The following is a 19993-nucleotide window of genomic DNA, read 5'->3' on the forward strand; positions in this document are numbered from 1 at the left end:
TTGCCGGGAAACGATTGACCCTTTTGCTTCGCTGTCGTACAATGATAAAAGGTTATAAATAGAATAGAATACCTGTATTCAGGAAAGTGGTGGTTTCGTCAATGAACATTTCCTTTTTCCTCAAGCCCAAGGGCGAGGTCTCGTACTTATTTGAGGACTGCACCGTGCGGCAGGCCATGACGGATATGCTGGAAAGCGGTTTTACCGCAATCCCCGTGATTGATCACAAGGGGCTATACGTGGGCACGATCAACGAAGGGGATTTCCTTCGCGCGGTGCTGCACTTTACCCCGGAGGAGCTCGACCAGATCACCGTCGGGCAGATCGAACGGCGCGTATGCCACCGCACCGTCAGCATCGACGCGCGCATGGAGGATTTGGTCGATCTGGTGACCGAGCAGAACTTTGTGCCCGTCGCGGATGGGCGCGGTATGTTCAGCGGTATCGTCACCCGGCACGATGTGCTGCAATATCTGCGCGGGCAGAAAAAGTAAACATCCAAATACTTAGGGGGATAAAACAATGGGCAGATCAGGCGGCGGAGGCGGCCATTCCGGCGGCGGCTTCTCGGGCGGCGGCCGCTCCGGGGGCTTTTCCGGCGGGGGCCGTTCCGGCGGTTTTTCCGGCGGCGGACGGTCCGGCGGCGGCTTTGGCGGGGGCTTTTCCGGCGGCGGGCGCTCGGGCGGCGGCAGGCCCACGGGCGGCCGTTCCACCGGCGGATACGGCGGCTTTGGCGGCATCCGTACAGGACCGATCTTTGTCAACAACTCCCGCCGCTATGAAGGCGGCGGTGGCGGCGGAGGGAACCAGAACAATAATGGCGGCGGTGGCGGCTGTGGGCCCGGCTGCGGCACGGCAGTCGGTATTTTTATCGCGGTCGTTGTGCTGTTTATGGTCATTGGATTTTTTATGCGCGGCACGGCTGGCGGCGGCAGCGATATCGCCAAAAGTACAGTCGCCCGCGAACCGCTTCCCGCGGGCGCGGTGCAGGAGACCGGCTATTATACCGATGAAGCCGGGTGGATCAGAAACGGGCGCGAGCTGGAAAGCGGCATGAAGGCCTTTTATGAGAAGACCGGCATACAGCCTTATTTGTACATTCTGCCGGCGGATCCCGGCGCAACGGTCGCCAGTCTGACGGAGCGCTCTGAAAAACTATACGACGAGCTGTTCACCGATACGGCGCATTTCCTGCTCGTCTTCGCTGACGACGATAGGGGCTCGTACAACTGCGGCTACACCATCGGCGCGCAGGCCAAATCTGTTTTGGACGATGAAGCCATCGGCATTCTGGCCGACTACATGGACCGCTACTATTATTCGGATATTCCGCAGGGCGATGAAGATCGCATGTTCAGCCTTGTTTTTGAAAAAACGGGCGAGCGCATCATGACCGTGCAGAAATCCCCGCTGCCGGTTGTGGCCGTGTGTCTGGCGGTGGTGATCGTGGCGGCGCTGCTGTACCTTTGGGGCAAAAAAATGCGCGAAGCGCGCGAGCGCGAGCAAAAGCGGGCCGAGGAGATCCTGAAAACGCCGCTTGAAAAATTCGGCGATAAGGATATCGAGGATTTGGCTAAAAAATACGAGGATAAAAAGGACCCGTAAGGCATTCCAAGCGCCGTGTTATGTATGCGGCATTCATGATATAAACCGAATGGAGGAAACAAAAAATGGGCATTTTAGAGCGTTTCACCGACATTATCAAGGCAAATATCAACGACCTTTTGGATAAGGCGGAGGACCCCGCCAAGATGATCGATCAGTACCTGCGCGACCTGACGGAAAATCTGGCCGAGGTCAAGCGGGAAACCGCGGGCGTGATGGCGGAGGAAGCGCGCACCCGCCGCATGGTGGAGGATAACGAGGTAGAGGTAAAGAAGTACGACGACCTTGCCCGCAAGGCGCTCGCCGCCGGCAACGAGGGCGATGCACGCACCTTCCTCGGCAAAAAGCAGCAGTTGGAGGGCAAATCGGCCAGCCTGAAGGCGACCTATGACGCCGCGCATGAAAACGCGCAGAAAATGCGCCAGATGCACGATAAGCTGGTGGGCGATATCGAAAACCTGAACAGCCGCCGCGAGATGATTAAGGCCAAGGTCGCGGTCGCCAAGACGCAGGAAAAGGTAAACGGGTATGCCTCTTCGGCTGATAAGGCCGCGGGCGCGATGAACGCGTTTGACCGTATGGAGCGCAAGGCCGATCAAATGCTCGACCGGGCCAACGCGATGAGCGAGCTGAACCAGAAGCCGGTGGACGAAGCCGCCGCGCTAGAGGCCAAATACGCGGCCTCCGGCGCTTCCGCCTCGGTCGACGCGGAGCTGGAAAAGCTCAAAAAGGACATGGGACTGTAAATCATAGTTGTAAAAAGCCGCTTCCGAGTGTTTCGGAAGCGGCTTTTTCCTTTTATTCCTTGCAGCCGGCGCAGCATTCGCAGCTGTCGCAGGCGGAGGCGGCTTCGGCGGCCTTGCGGTCCTCGTAGGCGCGGAGCGAGCCCTCGGTCATATGGCTCAGCGCGGCGATTCGCTCGTTCACCATATCCCACATGCAAAGCGGCAGGTGGTCGCGGTGCCCGCGGTGGACGGTCACGCACTCGAAACAGTTGCCGTGGTGCGGACACGCTTCCTTACAGGGACAGTGGTCGCCCGCCTCGCGCACCTGCTTTAAAAATTCGCGTTTGATCTTGAGGGCTTCTTCTTTAAAGCCTTGGCGGTCAAGTTCGTTTTGCTGAATCGCCAGCTCGTTGCCGTCAATTTGCATGGGAAATTCCTTCTTTCCGTCGGTTTTTGTCTTTTTAGCATAGCAAATAGGGTCGCTCTCGTCAAGCGCGGCGCGCCAAGGTTCGGGGCCGATGCGTTCATTTGTGTAAAATGACGAAAAACTGGTCATAATTTCTAACGGTTTGACGGTGAAAACCGTCTTGCATAAATGTGAACGGTTTGTTACAATAAAAACAACAAGTGAACAAGAATCCGAAAAGTCAGTTGGATTGTTACCGCTTCGGCGGGCAAAACCAAATTTCGCGAAACGATGGGCCTATTATAGGTGAATCGTATCCGCAGAAATTTGGTTCTTTTTATTTTTGGGCATATTCCTACGGTGCGTAGGACATACTCGTCAGAAAAAGGGTGATGAAATGTTTGGTAAATTAAAGGAAAAATTGATGGGCGGCGCCGGTGGCGGCATGGTGATTGCTTCTCCGGTAAAGGGAAAGATCGTTCCGCTTTCCGACGTGGCCGACCCGACGTTCGCGCAGGGCATTCTGGGTCAGGGCGCGGCCGTTGTACCGGCTGAGGGCCGCATCACAGCGCCGGCGGACGGCACGATCGACGTGATGTTCGATACCGGCCACGCGGTCAGCATGACCACGGACGACGGGGCCGAGGTGCTCATCCACGTGGGCCTCGACACCGTGCAGCTCAAGGGCGAACACTACAAGGCCTGCTGCAAGGCGGGCGATAAGGTCAAAACGGGCGATACGCTGATCGAATTTGACCCCGAGGCGATCAAAGCGGCAGGCTACGATATCGTAACGCCGGTCATTATCTGCAATTCGGATGCGTACAGTGCTGTGAAGGCGGCCGACCCGGGTCCCGTGGAAGCGGGCGCGCCGCTGCTGACGCTGAAAAAGTAAAATAACCGCGAGAAAGGAAATGAAACAATATGAAAACATTTGAGTACACGATCACCGACGAGCTGGGCATCCACGCGCGTCCGGCGGGGCTGCTGGTCAAGGAAGCCGCGAAGTTTGAATCCAAGATCATGATCGCATCCCCCAAGAAAGAAGTCGACGCGAAGCGCATCATGGGCGTGATGAGCATGGGCGCCAAGCAGGGCGACCTGATCCGCGTCACGGTCGAAGGGCCGGATGAGGAAGCCGCCGCCGATGCGATGGAGCTGTTCCTCAGAAAGAACCTGTAAAAAAGGTTTCAATCCGTTTGCGGGGCATCCGGAAACGGTGGAACGTCGGCGCGGGCGCCTATCGGCTAAGGCCGCCCCTGCCGCATACACATTGACCGAGCCGCCGGAGGGCGGTAAAAAAGAGGAGGGGAAATCCTTATGATGAAAAAATTGCAGAAGCTCGGCAAATCGCTGATGCTGCCTGTCGCGTGTCTGCCCGTTGCAGGCATTTTGATGGGCATTGGCTACGCTCTATCGCCGGGTACCATGCAGGGCGGCGATATCACGGGCGCTCTGGCCATGATTGGTCTGTTCCTGGTGAAAGCTGGCGGTGCGCTGATTGACAACATGCCGATCCTGTTCGCGATCGGTGTCGCGGTCGGCATGTCGGACGACCACGAAGGCACGTCGGCTCTGGCCGGTCTGGTTTCCTGATTGATGATCCAGCAGCTGCTCAATCCGGCCTTTGTATCCATTATCAAGGGCGTGGAGGCGGACGCTGCGTTCTCCAAGGTCAACAACCAGTTTATCGGTATCGTTGCCGGTATCATCGGCGCGATGTGCTACAACAAGTTCAAATCCACCAAGCTGCCCGACGCGCTGTCGTTCTTCTCGGGCAAGCGCTGCGTCGCTATCGTCACGGCGGTCGTTTCGATCGTTGCGGCACTCGTTTTGTTCTTCGTCTGGCCGGTCGTTTACAACGCACTCGTTTGGGTCGGCGAAAGCATCATGGGTCTTGGCGCTGTCGGCGTTGGCATTTACACGTTCCTCAACCGTCTGCTCATTCCGGTCGGCCTGCACCACGCGCTCAACTCGGTCTTCTGGTTTGACGTTGCCGGTATCAACGATCTGGGCAACTTCTGGGCCGGCACCGGCGTAGCCGGACAGACCGGTATGTATATGACCGGCTTCTTCCCGTTCATGATGTTCGGCCTGCCCGCAGCCTGCTTGGCAATGTACCACACCGCCAAGCCGAACAAGAAAAAGATCGCTTACGGCCTGCTGTTCGCAGCCGCGATCTGCTCCTTCGTCTCCGGCGTTACCGAGCCGATCGAGTTCTCGTTCATGTTCCTCGCTCCCGGCCTGTATGTTGTGCATGCGCTGCTGGCCGGCATCTCCGGCGCGATCACCGTTATGTTCCCGGTTCGAGCGGGCTTCTCGTTCTCGGGCGGCGTTGTTGACTTGGTGCTCTCCTCGTTCACGCCTCTGGCGCAGAACACTTGGATGATCATCCCGATCGGCATCGTGGTCGCTATCGTCTACTACTTTGTGTTCCGCGTCGTTATCACCAAGTTCAACCTCAAGACCCCCGGCCGTGAGGATGACGATGATGAAGACGAGACCAAGGCTGTTCTGGCGAACAACGATTTCACCGCTGTTGCGGCGCAGATTCTCGAAGGCCTTGGCGGCAAGGACAATGTCGTAAGCCTCGACAACTGCATCACCCGCCTGCGCCTCGAAGTAAAGGATTACACCGCGGTCGATGAAAAGAAGATCAAGGCTGCCGGCGTAGCGGGCGTTATGCGTCCGTCCAAGACTTCGGTTCAGGTTATTGTAGGCACCAAGGTACAGTTCGTAGCCGACGAAATGGCCAAGATGCTTAAGTAAAAGTAGGAATGCTCCCTCACACGGGGGAGTGTGCGGAAGGCGGGCGGCGACGCTCGCCTTCCGCGTCATTATTTTTTAGAAATGGATGAGGTGTGGAATAATGAAGATCATTTGTGCAAAAGACTATAACGAACTCAGCCGCAAAGCGGCAAATGTCATCGCGGCGCAGGTCATTTTAAAGCCGAACTGCGTGCTCGGTCTGGCGACCGGCTCTTCGCCGATCGGCCTGTATGAAGAGCTGGTAAAAGGCTATCAGGCGGGCGATTTGGACTTTTCGGGCGTTACCACCTTTAATCTGGACGAGTACCGCGGCCTGACCGCCGACCACGACCAGAGCTATCACTACTTCATGCACAAGCACCTGTTCGATTCGATCAACGTACCGAAGGATCGCGTCCATGTGCCGGACGGCTCCGACCCGGACGCGGATAACGCCTGCGCTTCCTACGAAGCCGCGGTGCGCGCCGCCGGCGGCGTGGATTTACAGCTGCTGGGCATGGGTCTGAACGGCCACATCGGCTTTAACGAACCGGCCGACGAATTCCCGAAGGACACCCACTGTGTCGATCTGACGGAATCCACCATTGAAGCCAACAAGCGGTTCTTTGCCTCCGCGGACGATGTGCCGCGTCAGGCTTACACGATGGGCATCGGCACCATCATGGCGGCGCGTAAGGTCCTGATCATCGTTTCGGGCGAAAACAAGGCGGATATCGTGCGCGAAGCGTTCTTCGGCCCGGTCACGCCCCGCGTGCCCGCATCCATTCTCCAGCTGCACCCGGACGTCGTCGCGGTCGTGGACGAAGCGGCGCTGGCCAAATGCCGCGATCTGCTCTAAGAGGAATGAAGGAGTCATCCGCATGGAATTTAAAAATCTGAAAGTTTTTCAGCCGGACGGAACGTTCGTACACGGCGGCCTGAGTATTTCCGGCGATCGGATCGCGTCCGGCGAGCCTTCGGCCGAAGCCGCCGATATGGACGGCCTGACCGCGATCCCCGGCTTAGTGGACGTTCATTTCCACGGCTGTGTCGGCTATGACTTCTGCGACGGCACGTACGAGGCGATCTCCGCCATCGCGCGCTATCAGGCGCAGAACGGCGTGGCGGCGATCTGCCCGGCAACCATGACCTATCCGGAGGAAAAGCTGGCCGGCATTGCCGAAGCCGCCGCGACCTATCGGGTCGAGGCGCAGGACGCGGCGCTGGTCGGCATCAATATGGAGGGTCCGTTTATTTCGGAGGCAAAAAAAGGCGCGCAAAACGCGGCCTACCTGCACGAACCGGACGCGGAAATGTTCCGCCGCCTGCAAAAGAAGGCGAACGGTCTGTTCAAGCTGTGCGATCTTGCGCCGGAGATTCCGCACGCGATGGAAACGATCGAGGCGCTCGCGTCTGAGGTTCGCTTGTCCATCGCGCACACCGAAGCGGATTATGAAACGACCTCCGAAGCGTTTCGCCTTGGCGCGCGGCAGGTAACGCACTTGTGGAACGCCATGCCGCCCTTTTCACACCGCGCGCCCGGCGTAATCGGCGCGGCGGCGGACAACGACGCGGTCGCGGTTGAACTGATCGCGGACGGCGTGCATGTGCACCCGTCGGTCGTTCGGCAAACGTTCAAGATGTTCGCGGGCCGGGTCATTCTGATTTCAGACAGCATGATGGCCACCGGTCTGGAGGACGGCGAATATTCGCTTGGCGGGCAGGCGGTCACGGTGCGGGGCAACCTTGCCACCCTGCACGACGGTACCATCGCCGGTTCGGCCACCAATTTGCTAAACTGTGTACGCAGTGCGGTAAAGATGGGCATTCCGCTCGGCGAAGCCGTGCGTTCGGCGGCCCTCAACCCGGCCAGAGCCATCGGCGTAGAGCACGATTATGGCTCGCTGGAACCCGGGCGGCTTGCCAACGTCGTCTTTTTAGACGATGAATTGAACGTGCATTCGATCATGCTGCGCGGACAACTGCTATAGAACAATTTTGAGGGCGCCGCTCTGAACTGCCCCCCTGTCTACTTGACAGGGGCAGTTCACCTGCGGCGCCCTCTTGCCTTTCGTTTTCCTCTCTTGACCGGCGGCACGCGGTTGTGATACGATAAATTCATTAAGAAGGATGGGAGGGCGCCCTGTGATCCAATGCTTTGTCAAAAAGGAATACGAGCCGGTATTCGGGCTCCCGGGCATGCCGCGTTTGTTTAGTGTCAGCCGGACGGAAGCCGAGGCCAGCGTCCACCCGCGCGTCATGCACGCGCATAAGGATTTGGTCGAGGTCGTGCTGATCTGCGGCGGCGAAAGCGTTTACTCGGTCGGCGGCGTCGCGTACGAAGCGCGGCGGGGCGACCTATTCATTTATAACAGCGGCGTGGTGCACGACGAACGCTCCGGGCCGGATGCAAAGATCGCAAGCTACAGCCTAGCGTTCGGCGGCCTCGCGGTGCCCGGCCTGCGCGAAAACGCGCTGACAAGGGATGACGCTTCGCCCGTCTACCGCTTGACCGAGGCGCAAACCGTGCGGCTGGAACGGCTGTACGCTTTGCTGTTTGACGAACTCAAGGCCGGGAACGAGGACGGCAGCCATCACCTGCTCATGGCGCTTTTATCCGTTGTGCGGCAGTATCTCGGCGGCGAGAACGCGGGGCGCACGGCGGATGAAAACGCGCTGTCCCGCCGCATCAAGGATTATATCGACGCGCACTTCGCGGAGGATTTTTCTCTGCAAGCGCTGGCGGACAGCCTGCGCGTCAGCCCATATTACTTATCGCATGTGTTCAAGCAGGTCACCGGCTACTCGCCGCTGCAATATGTATTGCGCCGCCGCGTGGGCGAAGCGCAGACCCTGCTCATTACCACCGATCTGCCCGTCACGCGCATTGCCGCGGTCGTCGGGTATGACAACCCCAGCCACTTCAACGCTCAGTTTTCCAAGGCGGTCGGCATGTCGCCGCGCACCTTCCGCCGGGAGTATGTGGTGCATGAATCGCAAGATTAAGGAAGTTTATGAAATAGCGCCGCCGGAGACGGGTGTTCCAGCGGCGCTATTTTTCTATCAAAAAGCAAGAATGCTCTATTTTTTTCGCCTGTGCGGCAGTACAATAAAGACAAGTTAAGGGGCTGGGAGAGAGGCCCCGGAGAGAGAACGAGAGTTTAAAGGAGAATGCATGATGAAAACAGTAAAGATTGGTTCGGTCGGTCTGGGTCGCCTGGGTTATGAGCACGCCTGCAACCTTGCCACACAGGTGCCGGGCTGCGAGCTCGCCGCAATTTGCGATGCCGATGAAAAGCGCGTAAAGGAAGTGGCCGAGGAGCTGGGCGTTGCGAATACTTATACCGATTTTGAAGAGATGTGCAAGAACCCGGAGCTGGACGCCGTCGCGATCGTCACCCCCTCCTTCCTGCACACCCAGCAGATCGAGACCGCAATGAAGTACGGCAAGCATGTATTCTGCGAAAAGCCGCTCGGCACCGACGTAGCGCAGTGCAAGGATGCGGAGAAGGTTGTCGCCGCCCATCCCGACCTGATCTTCCAGCTCGGCTTCATGCGCCGCTTTGATAAGTCCTACGCGGACGCCAAGCGCCGTATCGATAACGGCGACATCGGCAAGGTCGTGCTGGTTCGTTCCTACACGCAGGACCCCCGCTCCACGATCGAATCCACGCTTAAGTTCGCGCCGCACTCCGGCGGCCAGTATCTGGATATGTGCGTGCATGATATCGATCTGATCCGTTGGTTCACCGGCTCGGACATCAAGAACGTATGGGCGATCGGCAGCGTGTTCGAATTCGACCTTTACAAGGAACTGAACGACGCGGACAACGCCTGCGCCACCGTACAGTGCGATAACGGCGCAATGGGCTTTATGTTCACCAACCGCACCCACGCCGCCGGCTCCAACGTGGAGACCGAGATCATCGGCACCAAGGGCACGCTGCGCATTGCGAACGTCGGCGCGCAGAATCTGCTGAACATCGTCGACGAGCACGGCTCGCGCGAGGAGTACTACCCGGACTTCATGAGCCGCTGGCACGAGGCTTTCGTTGCCGAAATGACCGCGTTTGTCGGCCATGTCAAGAACGGCACCAAGCCCGCCGACCTGACCGTATACGACGGCACCGCCGTATCCGAAGCCGCCTACCGCTGCAAGGAATCCTTCGAGACCGGCAAGATGCTGCCGATCCGCTAAAAACTGTCGATCACATGGGAAAGCGCCCGGAACTTCGGTTCCGGGCGCTTTTTCTTTTGGCGGCTCGCTTCGCTCGCCATAAAACGCGGCGGGCCGAGGCGTCCCGCCCTACATCCCAGCGGTTCGCACCGCCGCGAACAAGTGATTCCCACGTTCTCGGCGCGCCGAGAACGAAGCGTCAACCACTGTGGGCGCACCAAACAGGCCGGTTCGGCCGAGCGGAGCAACCCATCCACTGAATCCCTAGGCACCCGGTATGGCACGCAGCAACTCGCATGCAAAACAAAAAGGCGGCTTGCGCCGCCCCATACAAGAGTAAGGGAAAAGAATGGAGGTCAAGGGGGAAGGAAAAACCGGATGGTTGTTCCTTCCCCTTTGCCCCCGCGCCGGGCGGCGCGACGTTCCTTCGCGGCTGCTGCCGCGCATGATATTGCGAGCGTAGCGAGCCTCCAAAGAAACGTGCGTTCGCGCAATGTCAGCCGCTTCTGGTAAGGGGAAAACACGCACCTCTCGTAGGGCCGAGTGACCCCACTCGGCCGTCCGCGGCGTGAGGGAACGCAACCGTAGGCGGCTCGCTTCGCCCGCGATGAAATGCGCGGCGGATGCCGCATTTGTCACGGACAGTTAAAAATAAATTTTCCTTTGGAATGTATGCATTCCACGATTTACAGGTCGCTTGGTGTAGAATAGTAGTGCATTACATAGTGATACAATATAAGGAGGAAAAATCGATGGATTCCAAAGAAAAAGCGATTGAAAAGATCCTTGAAAAAATGAGAACTTTGCCTGAATGGATGCAGAAAGGAGTTTATTGGCTGATCGATAACATTGATCTGGCGGATGAAATGTGTAAGGGGGAAAAGCTATCGCAGGCGCAGATCGAGGAATACATCCAAACGGCGAAGGAACGGCGGGACTGTGTTCTATGGATCTTGACTCTGTATAAACAGCAAACAGACAAGGAAAAATAAAGCAAAACAGCCCGCTGCAAACGCAGCGGGCTGTTTTGCGGGCGAAGAGGGGGAAACTTTAGCCGATCATCTGGTTCACGTTCTTAGCCGCGTGCTGCATGGCGTGCTCGGCCTTGTGGGCCGTGTGCTGAACGCTGCGTCGGATCGAGGGGTTGAGCATCGCGCCTGCCGCTACCATCGAAACGACCGCGCCTGCCACCGCGCCGGTGGCAATGCCGGAAATAAAGGGAGAAACTCGCATATTCGTCTGCCGCCTTTCAAAAAATAGATTCACTTGGTGCTGCATATTCAGTTTGCCCGAATCGGCTGAGAATTTACGCGCCGCGGCGGAAGAACAAAAATTGCATAAACGGAGTGGAAAAATTAACAAAAAATGATCGCTTCACGGCATGGGGAAAGCCCGGCTGTGCAGCAGCCGGGCTCCCTTATGATGAAAATATGGATGGGATCGAATTTAATAATCGCCAAGGGAAAAACAGACGACGCTCAAATAATCGCTGACGCCCGGCACATCCAGACAAAGGCGCAAATACCGCTTATTTTCAAAAAACTGCCGCTGTAAGCTTTGCTGTAAATCAAATTGCTTGTTGATATCCTTTTTGCTGCCGTCCGGACACACAAGATAGACGGCGCCGGTGCAGCGGTCCACTGTTTGGAAAAAGCCCTTCAAATTGAAAATACTCAGATGAAACATAGCGCACCTCCGTTCCATAAAAAAGCGGCCACCCTAAGGTGACCGCGTCTGGCAGCGTATCGTCGATTGCCCTATCACCTTTGTTGATATCAGTATAGTGCAATCTTTTCTTTAAAAATATATTATTCCTGCCCAGTAATATCGTAATCCTGCCATTTGCGCCGATATTCCAGCGGCGTACAGCCAATGCTTTCGCGGAAGGTCTTGCCAAAATAGCTGCTGCTGCCAAGGCCGCAGGCGTGGCAGATCGCGGTGATCGATTCCCGGCTCCTTGCCAGCATGTGACACGCCTTTTGCAGGCGGTAGCTTTTCAGGTATTCCGCGGGCGTCATATGCAGGTACTGCTGAAAGGCGCGGAAACACTCGCGTTCGCTGACAAAGGCCGAGGCGGCGATTTGCGCAATGGGTAGTTTTTCTGAAAAATGCTCATGGATATAGATCATCATCACGCGCAGCTTTTCGTTGGTTTTATCATATTTCCCTTTTTCTTGGAGCAAAGGCTGCGCGAGCTCCAGCAACCGGCACCAGATTTCTGATAACGCCGCGCGCAGCTTGATCTCATAAGTGGGCTCCTCCGGTGCGATATCGAATGAATCTAGGATCATCTGGATCGTGCGCGCCTGTGCGGGGTCGTCCGCGGACAGGCGGATCAGTTCGACTTGCTGGGCGGTGATCAGCGGCGTGACAAATTTCTGCTCGATCCGGCAGCCCTGCTGACCGCCGATCAGCGAGGGATCAAAAATATGCAAGAGCTGAATGGTTTCATCCGGTCCGTCCTGCGGTCTGGTGGTATGGAGCACGTTGGAATTGAGAATGCCGCCCGAACCGGTGGGGAACACGGTCTTCCCTTTGGGCGTGAAGTATTCCACTGTGCCGCTTTTTACGTAGAACAGTTCGACCTCCTTGTGCCAATGCCAAGGCACGACTCGGCCAATGTACTTGTCCAGTTCGCAGTAGGAGGCGATATAGGGGAATTCCGCCGTGCGGCCCGGCAGATACTCTTCCTTATTTGCGTTTTTATATTGCAGGCTGTGTACGCTTTTCAAAGTGCGCCCTCCTAACCGTGTGTTAACTTATATTCAGTATAGTCTATTTCTCCTTGCGGGACAATAGGATTGCATATACAGTGTTTAGAAACCCGTCCTGCGGACTTGTCGGTGTATTTCACTATTTCTGGCACAAAAAACAAGATTGTTTTGTCGTTTCGGCTGTTTACAAAATCGCCCGCATAGGATATAATAACGATAACAATCCGCCTTTAAGGTGCAACCCGCGAGTTCGCCAAGGCAGAAAATCAGTGCGCGCCCGGTCTCTCTACAAAGGGATAGCTGGCGTTTTTGTGCGGCTTTCTGCTATTGGCAGAAAGCTTTTTTGCATTTTTAGGAAAGGGGGCGCAGCATGCCCGAACAAAAAGCTGTCATTATGGATGCCGACGGTGTGCGCCGGGCGCTCACACGCATTGCCTACGAGATCGTGGAGAAAAATCGCGGCACGGAAGGCGTGCTGCTCGCCGGCGTGCGCACGCGGGGCGTTTATCTGGCCCGCCGTATCGCCGACAAGCTGCGCGAGGTAGAGGGCGCCGCACCGCCCGTGATCGAGCTGGACGTGACCCCGTGGCGGGACGACAAGCCCCGCCGCGACCTGCCCCTGCCCGAGCCGGACCGCCGGGTCGAGAACGCGACCGTCATCATCGTGGACGATGTGCTCTATACGGGCCGCACGGTGCGCGCCGCGATCGAGGCCGTGTCCTATCTGGGCCGCGCGGGCCGCATCCAGCTCGCCGTATTGATCGATAGGGGACACCGCGAAATCCCCATCCGGCCCGACTATATCGGCAAAAACCTGCCCACGGCCAAGGAAGAACGCGTCCGCGTGCGCGTCACCGAGGTCGATGGGGAGGATATCGTCACCATTCTGTAAGCCTATCAACCGCTGGAAAAGGAGTGCAGCACATGTCTATTGAAACTTTGGTAGAGAAGATCAAAGAAAAAGGCAACCCCACCGTCGCCGGGCTGGACGCCCGTCTCGAGTACATCCCGCCGCATATCTCGAGCCGCAATATGATGCTGCACGGCGAGACCCTGCGCGCCGCCGCCGAAAGCGTCGTCGCTTTTAACTGCGGCCTGATCGACGCGCTGTGCGACATCGTTCCCGCCGTCAAGCCGCAGGCCGCTTATTATGAGCTGCTCGGCTCCTACGGCGCGATGGCGCTGAAGGAGACCATCGACTACGCGCACGCCAAGGGCATGTACGTGATCGGCGATATCAAGCGAAACGATATCGGCGCGACGGCCACGGCCTACGCCGAAGCTTATTTGGGCAAGACCCGCGTGGGCGATACCGAGATCGCGCCGTACGGCTGCGATTCGGCCACGGTAAACGGCTACCTCGGCACGGACGGCATCGAGCCGTTCCTCAAGGAGTGCCGCGAGCGGGAAAAGAGCCTGTTCATTCTGGTCAAGACCTCGAACCCTTCCTCCGGCGAGCTGCAAAACCGCGATATGGAGGGCAGGCCGCTTTACGCGCGCATGGCTGAAATGGTGGCCAAGTGGGGCGAAGGTTTGGTTGCCCCCTGCGGTTACAGCCAGATCGGCGCGGTGGTCGGCGCGACCTACCCGGAGGAGCAGAAGATCGTTCGCGAAACGCTGCCCAAGAGCTATTTCCTCGTGCCGGGCTACGGCGCGCAGGGCGCGACCGCGAAGGACATTGCAAACGCCTTTAACGACGACGGCCTAGGCGCGATCGTCAATTCGTCGCGCGGCATCATGTGCGCGTGGAAAAAGACCGGAAACGGCGGCGACGATTACAAGGAAGCCGCCCGCGCCGAAGCGATCCGCATGCGCGATGAGATCGTCGCGGCAATCAAGTAAATTCCCATTTGCCTCTTTTTGTGGGGATGGCAGGAATCAGATAAAAAATAGGAGTGATTAGCACTTGAAAAAAGCGTTTTTACTGCTTGCCGACGGCACTTTGCTGGAAGGCACGAGCGTCGGTTACGAAGGCCAAAGCATTGGCGAGGTCGTATTCAACACCGGCATGGCGGGCTATCAGGAGGTTCTGACCGATCCTTCCTATTACGGCCAGATCGTCACCATGACCTATCCGATGATCGGCAACTACGGCATCAATTTTGAAGACTATGAATCCCGCAAAAGCTGGGTCTCCGGTTTTATCATGCGCGAGATCGCGGAGTATCCGTCCAACTGGCGCTGCAAGATGACGCTGGACGAATACCTAAAGGAGCAGAAGGTCGTCGGCCTGCAGGGCATCGATACCCGGCGGCTGACCCGCCTGCTGCGTTCGAGCGGCGTGATGAACGGCATCATCTACACGGAGGGCTTTGAGCCCTCCGAGCAGACGATCGCCGAAATGAAAGCCTATGTGGTAAAGGACGCGGTAAAAGCCGTCACCTGCGAGGATTCGACCGTTTACCCGGCCGAGGGCGAAACCAAGTACCGCATCGCCCTGTATGACTACGGCGTAAAGTATAACATCGAGCGCGAGCTGCAAAAGCGCGGCTGCGAAGTGACCACCATCCCGGCGCTCACCCCGGCGGAAGAGCTGGTCAAACAGGGCTTTGACGCGGTCATGCTCTCGAACGGCCCCGGCGACCCGGCGGAGAACGTTGATGTTGTCGAAAACCTTCGCCATCTGCTCGAAACCGGCCTGCCTGTTTTCGGCATCTGTCTGGGCCACCAGCTGTTGGCGCTCGCCATCGGCGCGAAGACGGAAAAGCTCAAGTACGGCCACCGCGGCGTCAACCATCCGGTAAAGGATATCGACCGCGACCGCACCTATATCACCTCGCAGAACCACGGCTACGCGGTCGTGGGTGAATCGGTCGACCCGGCGGTCGCCCGCGTGCGCTACGTCAACCTGAACGACGGCACGGTGGAAGGCATCGAGCATGTCGGCCGTCCGGTCTTCACCGTACAGTACCACCCCGAGGTATGCCCCGGGCCGATGGACACGAGCTATCTGTTCGATCTGTTCATCGAAAACATCGATCAAGCGAAAGGGGGCTGCCGCTAATGCCGCTGCGCAAGGATATTCATAAGGTAATGGTGCTGGGCTCCGGCCCGATCGTCATCGGTCAGGCGGCCGAGTTCGACTACGCGGGCACGCAGGCCTGCCGCGCGCTGCGCGAGGAAGGGCTGGAGGTCGTGCTCGTCAACTCCAACCCCGCAACCATCATGACCGACAAAGCCATGGCGGACAAGGTCTATATCGAACCCATGACCGTGGAAGCCGTGCAGGAGATCATCAAGAAGGAACGGCCGGACAGCCTGCTGCCCAATCTGGGCGGACAGACCGGTCTGAACCTTGCGATGGAGCTGTGCGAAAGCGGCTTCCTCGATAAAATGAACGTCAAGCTTTTGGGCGCCAAGCCGGATACCATCGCCAAGGCCGAGGACCGCCAGCTGTTCAAGGATACGATGGAGAAGATCGGCGAGCCGTGCATCGCCTCCAAGGTTGTGCACACGGTCGAGGACGCGGTGGATTTCACGCGCGAGATCGGCCTGCCCGTTATCATCCGCCCGGCGTATACGCTCGGCGGCACGGGCGGCGGCATCGCTTATAGCTGGGAGCAGCTGCGCGAGATCGCCGCGTCCGGCATCATGTATTCGCGTGTGGACGAAATTCTGGTCGAAAAGTGCATCTCCGGCTGGAAGGAAATCGAGTACGAGGTCATGCGCGACGCCAAGGGCAACGCCATTACCATTTGTAATATGGAAAACGTCGACCCGGTCGGCGTGCACACCGGCGACTCGGTCGTCGTCGCGCCCAGCCAGACGCTGTGTGACAAGGAATACCAGATGTTGCGCACCTCCGCGCTCAACATCATTACGGAGTTGGGCATCGAGGGCGGCTGCAACGTGCAGTACGCGCTGAACCCGGAATCGTTCGAGTACGCTGTGATCGAGGTCAATCCCCGCGTATCCCGTTCGTCCGCGCTCGCGTCCAAGGCCACCGGGTACCCGATCGCCAAGGTGACCGCCAAGATCGCGATCGGCTACGGTCTGGACGAGATCATGAACGCCGTTACCGGCAAGACCAAGGCCTGCTTCGAGCCGACGATCGACTATTGCGTGGTCAAGTTCCCGCGCTGGCCGTTTGATAAATTCGTTTACGCGGACAATACGCTCGGCACGCAGATGAAGGCCACCGGCGAGGTCATGGCGATCGACAATTCGTTCGAGGGCGCGATGATGAAGGCCGTGCGCGGCTGCGAGATCAAGATGAACAGCATGATCATGCCCCATCTGCGCGCGAAGAGCGACGCGGAGATTGAAAAGGGCGTCGCCACCACGGACGACCAGCGCCTGTTCCACATCTGCGAGGCGTTCCGCCGCGGCATTCTGTCCATCGAGGACGTGCACCGCATCACCACGATCGACACATGGTTCCTGCACAAGTTCTGGAACATCGTCGAAATGGAAAAGGCGATCGCCGCTGCCGATACGATCGATTCCGCGCTTTATCTGCGCGCCAAGAAGATGGGCTTCCTCGATAAGACGATCGAAGAGCTTTCCGGTAAGGATATTTCGGCTGTCAAGCGCCTGCCCGTTTACAAAACGGTAGACACCTGCGCCGCCGAGTTCGAGGCCGAGACCCCCTACTATTACTCCACCTATGATGAGGAGACCGAGGTAAAGCCCGCCACGGGCAAGAAAAAGGTGCTGGTTCTCGGCTCCGGCCCGATCCGTATCGGTCAGGGCATCGAATTTGACTACTGCTCGGTGCACGCGGTGTGGGCGCTGAAGGCGCTTGGCTGCGAGACCGTCATCATCAATAATAACCCGGAAACCGTATCCACCGACTTTGACACGGCCGACCGCCTGTATTTCGAGCCCCTGACGCCGGAGGACGTTACCGGCGTGGTGAACGCGGAAAAGCCGGATTACGCGATCGTGCAGTTCGGCGGACAGACGGCCATCAACCTTGCGGCGCATATCGAATCGCTCGGCGTACCGATCCTCGGCACGCCCGCGTGGTCGATCGATGCGGCGGAGGACCGTGAGAAGTTCGACGTGATCCTCGAAAACTGCGGCATCCCGCGCCCGGCGGGTCATACCGTCATGACCGAGGAAGAAGCGGTAAAGGCCGCGGATGAGCTGGGCTATCCGGTACTCGTCCGTCCCTCCTACGTGCTCGGCGGACAGGGCATGGAAATCGCGTACAAGGAAGAGGACGTGCGCGAATTCATGCAGGTCATCACCCGCAACAAGGTGGAAAATCCGGTGCTGGTCGATAAGTACATGATGGGCCGCGAGATCGAGGTCGACGCCATCTGCGACGGCGATGAGATCCTCATCCCCGGCATCATGGAGCATATGGAGCGCGCGGGCGTTCACTCGGGCGACTCGATCTCCGTTTATCCGTCCATCACCATAGAGCCCAAGCATAAGGAGACCATTATCCGCTATACCGAGGCGCTGGCCAAGTCGCTCGCGGTACTCGGTCTGGTCAATATCCAGTTCGTTCTGTATAACGACGAGGTCTACGTGATCGAGGTCAACCCGCGTTCCTCTCGTACCGTGCCGTATATCTCGAAGGTGACGGGCGTGCCCATGGTAGACCTTGCGACGCGCTGCATGTTCGGCGAAAAGCTGAAGGACATGGGCTGCGGCACCGGCCTGCACCCGGAAAGCGACCACTACGCCGTTAAGGTGCCGGTGTTCTCCTTCCAGAAGCTGCGCGATCTCGATACCCAGCTTGGGCCGGAAATGAAATCCACCGGCGAGGTGCTGGGCGTATCCACCTCGTTCCGCGAGGCGTTGCTCAAGGGCCTGATCGGCGCGAGCTTCCAGATGAAGAAGAAGGGCGCCGTGCTGATCTCGGTGCGCGATTCGGACAAGCAGGAAGCCATCCGCATCGGCGAACGTTTTGAAGCCCTTGGCTTTGAGATCTACGCGACGAGCGGCACCGCCAACGTGCTCAACCGCCACATGGTCGCGACCAACGCGGTGCGCAACGTGGACGAGCCCGGCCCGAACATTATCGATTTGATCGAATCGGGCAAGATCGACTATGTCATCGCATCCTCCGTCAAGGGCCGCCACCCGGAGCTTGGCTCGGTGCATATCCGCCGCACGGCGGTAGAGCGCGCCATTCCGTGCCTGACCAGCATTGACACGGCCTCCGCGCTGCTGCGCTGTCTGGAAGGCGACGTGAAGATCGAAAATTGCGAAATGGTGGACATCAACACGATTTAAATCGGAGAAAACAGGAAGCAGCGTTGCCTGCTTCCTGTTTTTGCATTATCACATGGATCCCGAACCGATCATCGATGAAGTGATGATTCTGATCGAAAAAAACGGCGTGTCCGCTTGAATAAAAAGAACCTCCCTTGATGCGTCTCAAGGGAGGTTTTTTTTCGCTCCGCCCAAATGGGCGGCAGCAATATGGCTAGAAGCGTGATGAAAAGCGACATTAAAAAAGCAAAGCTTAAATTGGAAAAAGACAAGAAAAAATCTAGTTTTGGCTCAATAAAGGTGGTCACGCCTTTGGCCCATTGTGCGGTCAGGTAGGTTTGCGCGGCCCACAACCAAAGAATGTTTTGCAAAGCGCACACGGCGGCGGGGACCAAAAAACGAAAACGTTTGCGGCGTATCGCATAAACGGCCAGTGCGAGCACGGTTAGCGCCGCAAGCCCTGTATACAGAGGAAGCAGCCATGGATGCAAGCCGGGAAAGCGCTGGATCAACTGTCCGTGTACCGCCTGAAAAGCGGCTTCATGCTGGGCGGCAAAGGCCTTGCCCTGTACGGATACGCTGGCGCGGTCATAGGCAATCAACACGCCGCCCGCCATGGTCAAAAGAAAGCTCGCTGCGTGTATGCGCCAGATAAGCGCGGGTGTTTTGGAAGAAAGGCGGCGGTAGAGCAGCGCCAGCGGGATAAGGACAAAAAGCATGATGGAGCAGCAAGAAAGAAACAAGTACTCATACGCGGCGTTGATCGTTAAATGGGTGTAGCTGCCGGTCGGTATGGAATAAAACAGCTGTTCAAGCAGACCTGAACGGTAAAACAGGATTTGATACAAGAAGGTCGAAGCGACAGCCGCGATACATACCCCGCACAGCAGCTTTTCGCGGCGGCATGAAACAGCCGTATTGACCGTATGCAAGCGGGCGATTTGCTGCAACCGGCGGCTATGCCAAAGAATAACGCCGAAAAAAAGAAACGGCGTAAACAGCAAAAACGCCAAATGTATCGGGCCTCTGGTGGCAAGCGCGATCACTTCCAGCAGAAGGGCGGCAATGCCCGCCAGCAGCAAACGGTCGTCCGCGCTATTGATCTGATCTTGTACCAATGCCGCGAGTTGGCTGGCGGACGGCGCGGGCGCGCTGCCGGAATCCACCGGCTCCCCGGCGAGCAGCGCGTCGACCGACAGTCCCAGCGTTTCGGCAAGCGAGGGGAGCAGCGTCACTTCTGGAAAGCTGCCGCCGGTCTCCCATTTGCTCACGGCCTTGTCGGATACGAGCAGCCGCTCCGCAAGCTCCTTTTGCGTAAGACCAAGCGCCTTGCGGCGCGCGGCAATCAGTCGTCCGGTTTCTAGTGCGGTCATATGGCTCACCTCTCTTTTCGTGCTTTTATAATACCCTATCCGCCGCTTTTTGGCAACCGAACGCAAATGGAGCGCAC

Annotated in this window: 20 protein-coding genes and 1 pseudogene; 16 read left to right on the forward strand and 5 right to left on the reverse strand. The window is 57.8% G+C overall.

The window, feature by feature from the left end:
* Positions 1-101: 101 nt before the first annotated feature.
* From RWV98_RS01105 to RWV98_RS01115, 3 genes are all read left to right on the forward strand, one after another.
* Positions 102-494 (forward strand): CBS domain-containing protein, encoded by a 393-nt coding sequence (locus tag RWV98_RS01105; protein ID WP_280962733.1) that lies wholly within the window; start codon positions 102-104, stop codon positions 492-494.
* Between the two features lie 28 nt (positions 495-522).
* Positions 523-1605, forward strand: coding sequence for a hypothetical protein (locus RWV98_RS01110; RefSeq protein WP_317863219.1), 1083 nt, complete (start codon positions 523-525; stop codon positions 1603-1605).
* A 65-nt stretch (positions 1606-1670) separates the two neighbouring features.
* Entirely contained in the window at positions 1671-2351 is a 681-nt protein-coding gene (locus RWV98_RS01115) for a PspA/IM30 family protein (protein ID WP_317863221.1), read from the forward strand.
* A gap of 52 nt (positions 2352-2403) precedes the next feature.
* Here RWV98_RS01115 and RWV98_RS01120 read toward each other — a convergent pair whose 3' ends face one another.
* Entirely contained in the window at positions 2404-2757 is a 354-nt protein-coding gene (locus tag RWV98_RS01120) for an LPS biosynthesis protein (RefSeq protein WP_317863223.1), read from the reverse strand.
* A 376-nt stretch (positions 2758-3133) separates the two neighbouring features.
* Here RWV98_RS01120 and RWV98_RS01125 point away from each other — a divergent pair, with 376 nt between their 5' ends.
* The 9 genes and pseudogenes from RWV98_RS01125 (at position 3134) to RWV98_RS01165 (ending at position 10653) form a co-directional block, all read left to right on the forward strand.
* Entirely contained in the window at positions 3134-3631 is a 498-nt protein-coding gene (locus RWV98_RS01125; RefSeq protein WP_317863225.1) for a PTS sugar transporter subunit IIA, read from the forward strand.
* A gap of 29 nt (positions 3632-3660) precedes the next feature.
* Positions 3661-3918 (forward strand): HPr family phosphocarrier protein, encoded by a 258-nt coding sequence (locus tag RWV98_RS01130; RefSeq protein WP_280962729.1) that lies wholly within the window; start codon positions 3661-3663, stop codon positions 3916-3918.
* A 138-nt stretch (positions 3919-4056) separates the two neighbouring features.
* Positions 4057-5505 (forward strand): annotated as a pseudogene (gene nagE / locus RWV98_RS01135) (N-acetylglucosamine-specific PTS transporter subunit IIBC).
* Between the two features lie 100 nt (positions 5506-5605).
* Entirely contained in the window at positions 5606-6343 is a 738-nt protein-coding gene (gene nagB, locus RWV98_RS01140; RefSeq protein ID WP_280962727.1) for a glucosamine-6-phosphate deaminase, read from the forward strand.
* A 22-nt stretch (positions 6344-6365) separates the two neighbouring features.
* Positions 6366-7475, forward strand: a complete 1110-nt coding sequence (gene nagA, locus RWV98_RS01145; protein WP_280962726.1) for an N-acetylglucosamine-6-phosphate deacetylase — start codon at positions 6366-6368, stop codon at positions 7473-7475.
* Between the two features lie 154 nt (positions 7476-7629).
* The gene (locus RWV98_RS01150; RefSeq protein ID WP_280962725.1) at positions 7630-8490 is read left to right on the forward strand and encodes a helix-turn-helix domain-containing protein; all 861 of its coding nucleotides are present in this window, start codon (positions 7630-7632) and stop codon (positions 8488-8490) included.
* A complete protein-coding gene (locus tag RWV98_RS01155; protein WP_280962724.1) occupies positions 8474-8608 on the forward strand; it encodes a hypothetical protein in 135 nt (44 codons plus the stop codon). The genes RWV98_RS01150 and RWV98_RS01155 overlap by 17 nt, the downstream gene beginning before the upstream one ends.
* Before the next feature lie 54 nt (positions 8609-8662).
* Complete coding sequence (locus RWV98_RS01160) at positions 8663-9682, forward strand: Gfo/Idh/MocA family oxidoreductase (RefSeq protein WP_317863229.1); 1020 nt, start codon at positions 8663-8665, stop codon at positions 9680-9682.
* 731 nt (positions 9683-10413) lie between these two features.
* On the forward strand, positions 10414-10653 hold the full coding sequence (locus RWV98_RS01165; RefSeq protein WP_280962722.1) for a hypothetical protein: 240 nt from the start codon (positions 10414-10416) through the stop codon (positions 10651-10653).
* A gap of 58 nt (positions 10654-10711) precedes the next feature.
* Here the strand turns inward: RWV98_RS01165 and RWV98_RS01170 are convergent, their stop codons facing one another.
* The 3 genes from RWV98_RS01170 to RWV98_RS01180 all read right to left on the reverse strand — a co-directional run bounded on the left by RWV98_RS01170 (position 10712) and on the right by RWV98_RS01180 (position 12393).
* Positions 10712-10894, reverse strand: a complete 183-nt coding sequence (locus RWV98_RS01170) for a hypothetical protein (protein WP_280962721.1) — start codon at positions 10892-10894, stop codon at positions 10712-10714.
* A gap of 213 nt (positions 10895-11107) precedes the next feature.
* Complete coding sequence (locus RWV98_RS01175; protein WP_280962720.1) at positions 11108-11347, reverse strand: ribonuclease HII; 240 nt, start codon at positions 11345-11347, stop codon at positions 11108-11110.
* A 122-nt stretch (positions 11348-11469) separates the two neighbouring features.
* Positions 11470-12393 carry an AraC family transcriptional regulator gene (locus RWV98_RS01180; RefSeq protein WP_280962719.1) on the reverse strand — a complete coding sequence of 308 codons (924 nt, stop codon included), beginning with the start codon at positions 12391-12393 and terminating at the stop codon, positions 11470-11472.
* Positions 12394-12745: 352 nt separating this feature from the next.
* Between RWV98_RS01180 and pyrR the strand changes: the two genes are divergently transcribed.
* The 4 genes from pyrR (at position 12746) to carB (ending at position 18564) form a co-directional block, all read left to right on the forward strand.
* Positions 12746-13267: a bifunctional pyr operon transcriptional regulator/uracil phosphoribosyltransferase PyrR gene (gene pyrR / locus RWV98_RS01185; protein ID WP_280962718.1), complete on the forward strand. Its 522-nt coding sequence runs from the start codon at positions 12746-12748 to the stop codon at positions 13265-13267.
* A 32-nt stretch (positions 13268-13299) separates the two neighbouring features.
* The gene (gene pyrF / locus RWV98_RS01190) at positions 13300-14217 is read left to right on the forward strand and encodes an orotidine-5'-phosphate decarboxylase (protein WP_280962717.1); all 918 of its coding nucleotides are present in this window, start codon (positions 13300-13302) and stop codon (positions 14215-14217) included.
* Between the two features lie 64 nt (positions 14218-14281).
* Positions 14282-15379, forward strand: a complete 1098-nt coding sequence (locus RWV98_RS01195; protein ID WP_280962716.1) for a carbamoyl phosphate synthase small subunit — start codon at positions 14282-14284, stop codon at positions 15377-15379.
* Positions 15379-18564 carry a carbamoyl-phosphate synthase large subunit gene (gene carB / locus RWV98_RS01200; RefSeq protein ID WP_280962715.1) on the forward strand — a complete coding sequence of 1062 codons (3186 nt, stop codon included), beginning with the start codon at positions 15379-15381 and terminating at the stop codon, positions 18562-18564. The genes RWV98_RS01195 and carB overlap by 1 nt, the downstream gene beginning before the upstream one ends.
* A 68-nt stretch (positions 18565-18632) precedes the next feature.
* Here carB and RWV98_RS01205 read toward each other — a convergent pair whose 3' ends face one another.
* Positions 18633-19916, reverse strand: coding sequence for a helix-turn-helix domain-containing protein (locus tag RWV98_RS01205; RefSeq protein ID WP_317863232.1), 1284 nt, complete (start codon positions 19914-19916; stop codon positions 18633-18635).
* Between the last annotated feature and the right edge of the window lie 77 nt (positions 19917-19993).

The sequence above is a fragment of the Agathobaculum sp. NTUH-O15-33 genome (genome assembly GCF_033193315.1).
In the GTDB taxonomy this organism is placed as follows: domain Bacteria; phylum Bacillota; class Clostridia; order Oscillospirales; family Butyricicoccaceae; genus Agathobaculum; species Agathobaculum faecihominis_A.

Excerpts from the sequence above, each read along its gene's own strand:
- RWV98_RS01105 (WP_280962733.1), top strand. The coding sequence starts at position 102 with ATGAACATTTCCTTTTTCCTCAAGCCCAAGGGCGAGGTCTCGTACTTA.
- RWV98_RS01110 (WP_317863219.1), top strand. The coding sequence starts at position 523 with ATGGGCAGATCAGGCGGCGGAGGCGGCCATTCCGGCGGCGGCTTCTCG.
- RWV98_RS01115 (WP_317863221.1), top strand. The coding sequence starts at position 1,671 with ATGGGCATTTTAGAGCGTTTCACCGACATTATCAAGGCAAATATCAAC.
- RWV98_RS01120 (WP_317863223.1), bottom strand. The coding sequence starts at position 2,757 with ATGCAAATTGACGGCAACGAGCTGGCGATTCAGCAAAACGAACTTGAC.
- RWV98_RS01125 (WP_317863225.1), top strand. The coding sequence starts at position 3,134 with ATGTTTGGTAAATTAAAGGAAAAATTGATGGGCGGCGCCGGTGGCGGC.
- RWV98_RS01130 (WP_280962729.1), top strand. The coding sequence starts at position 3,661 with ATGAAAACATTTGAGTACACGATCACCGACGAGCTGGGCATCCACGCG.
- nagB (WP_280962727.1), top strand. The coding sequence starts at position 5,606 with ATGAAGATCATTTGTGCAAAAGACTATAACGAACTCAGCCGCAAAGCG.
- nagA (WP_280962726.1), top strand. The coding sequence starts at position 6,366 with ATGGAATTTAAAAATCTGAAAGTTTTTCAGCCGGACGGAACGTTCGTA.
- RWV98_RS01155 (WP_280962724.1), top strand. The coding sequence starts at position 8,474 with ATGAATCGCAAGATTAAGGAAGTTTATGAAATAGCGCCGCCGGAGACG.
- RWV98_RS01160 (WP_317863229.1), top strand. The coding sequence starts at position 8,663 with ATGAAAACAGTAAAGATTGGTTCGGTCGGTCTGGGTCGCCTGGGTTAT.
- RWV98_RS01165 (WP_280962722.1), top strand. The coding sequence starts at position 10,414 with ATGGATTCCAAAGAAAAAGCGATTGAAAAGATCCTTGAAAAAATGAGA.
- RWV98_RS01170 (WP_280962721.1), bottom strand. The coding sequence starts at position 10,894 with ATGCGAGTTTCTCCCTTTATTTCCGGCATTGCCACCGGCGCGGTGGCA.
- RWV98_RS01175 (WP_280962720.1), bottom strand. The coding sequence starts at position 11,347 with ATGTTTCATCTGAGTATTTTCAATTTGAAGGGCTTTTTCCAAACAGTG.
- pyrR (WP_280962718.1), top strand. The coding sequence starts at position 12,746 with ATGCCCGAACAAAAAGCTGTCATTATGGATGCCGACGGTGTGCGCCGG.
- pyrF (WP_280962717.1), top strand. The coding sequence starts at position 13,300 with ATGTCTATTGAAACTTTGGTAGAGAAGATCAAAGAAAAAGGCAACCCC.
- carB (WP_280962715.1), top strand. The coding sequence starts at position 15,379 with ATGCCGCTGCGCAAGGATATTCATAAGGTAATGGTGCTGGGCTCCGGC.
- RWV98_RS01205 (WP_317863232.1), bottom strand. The coding sequence starts at position 19,916 with ATGACCGCACTAGAAACCGGACGACTGATTGCCGCGCGCCGCAAGGCG.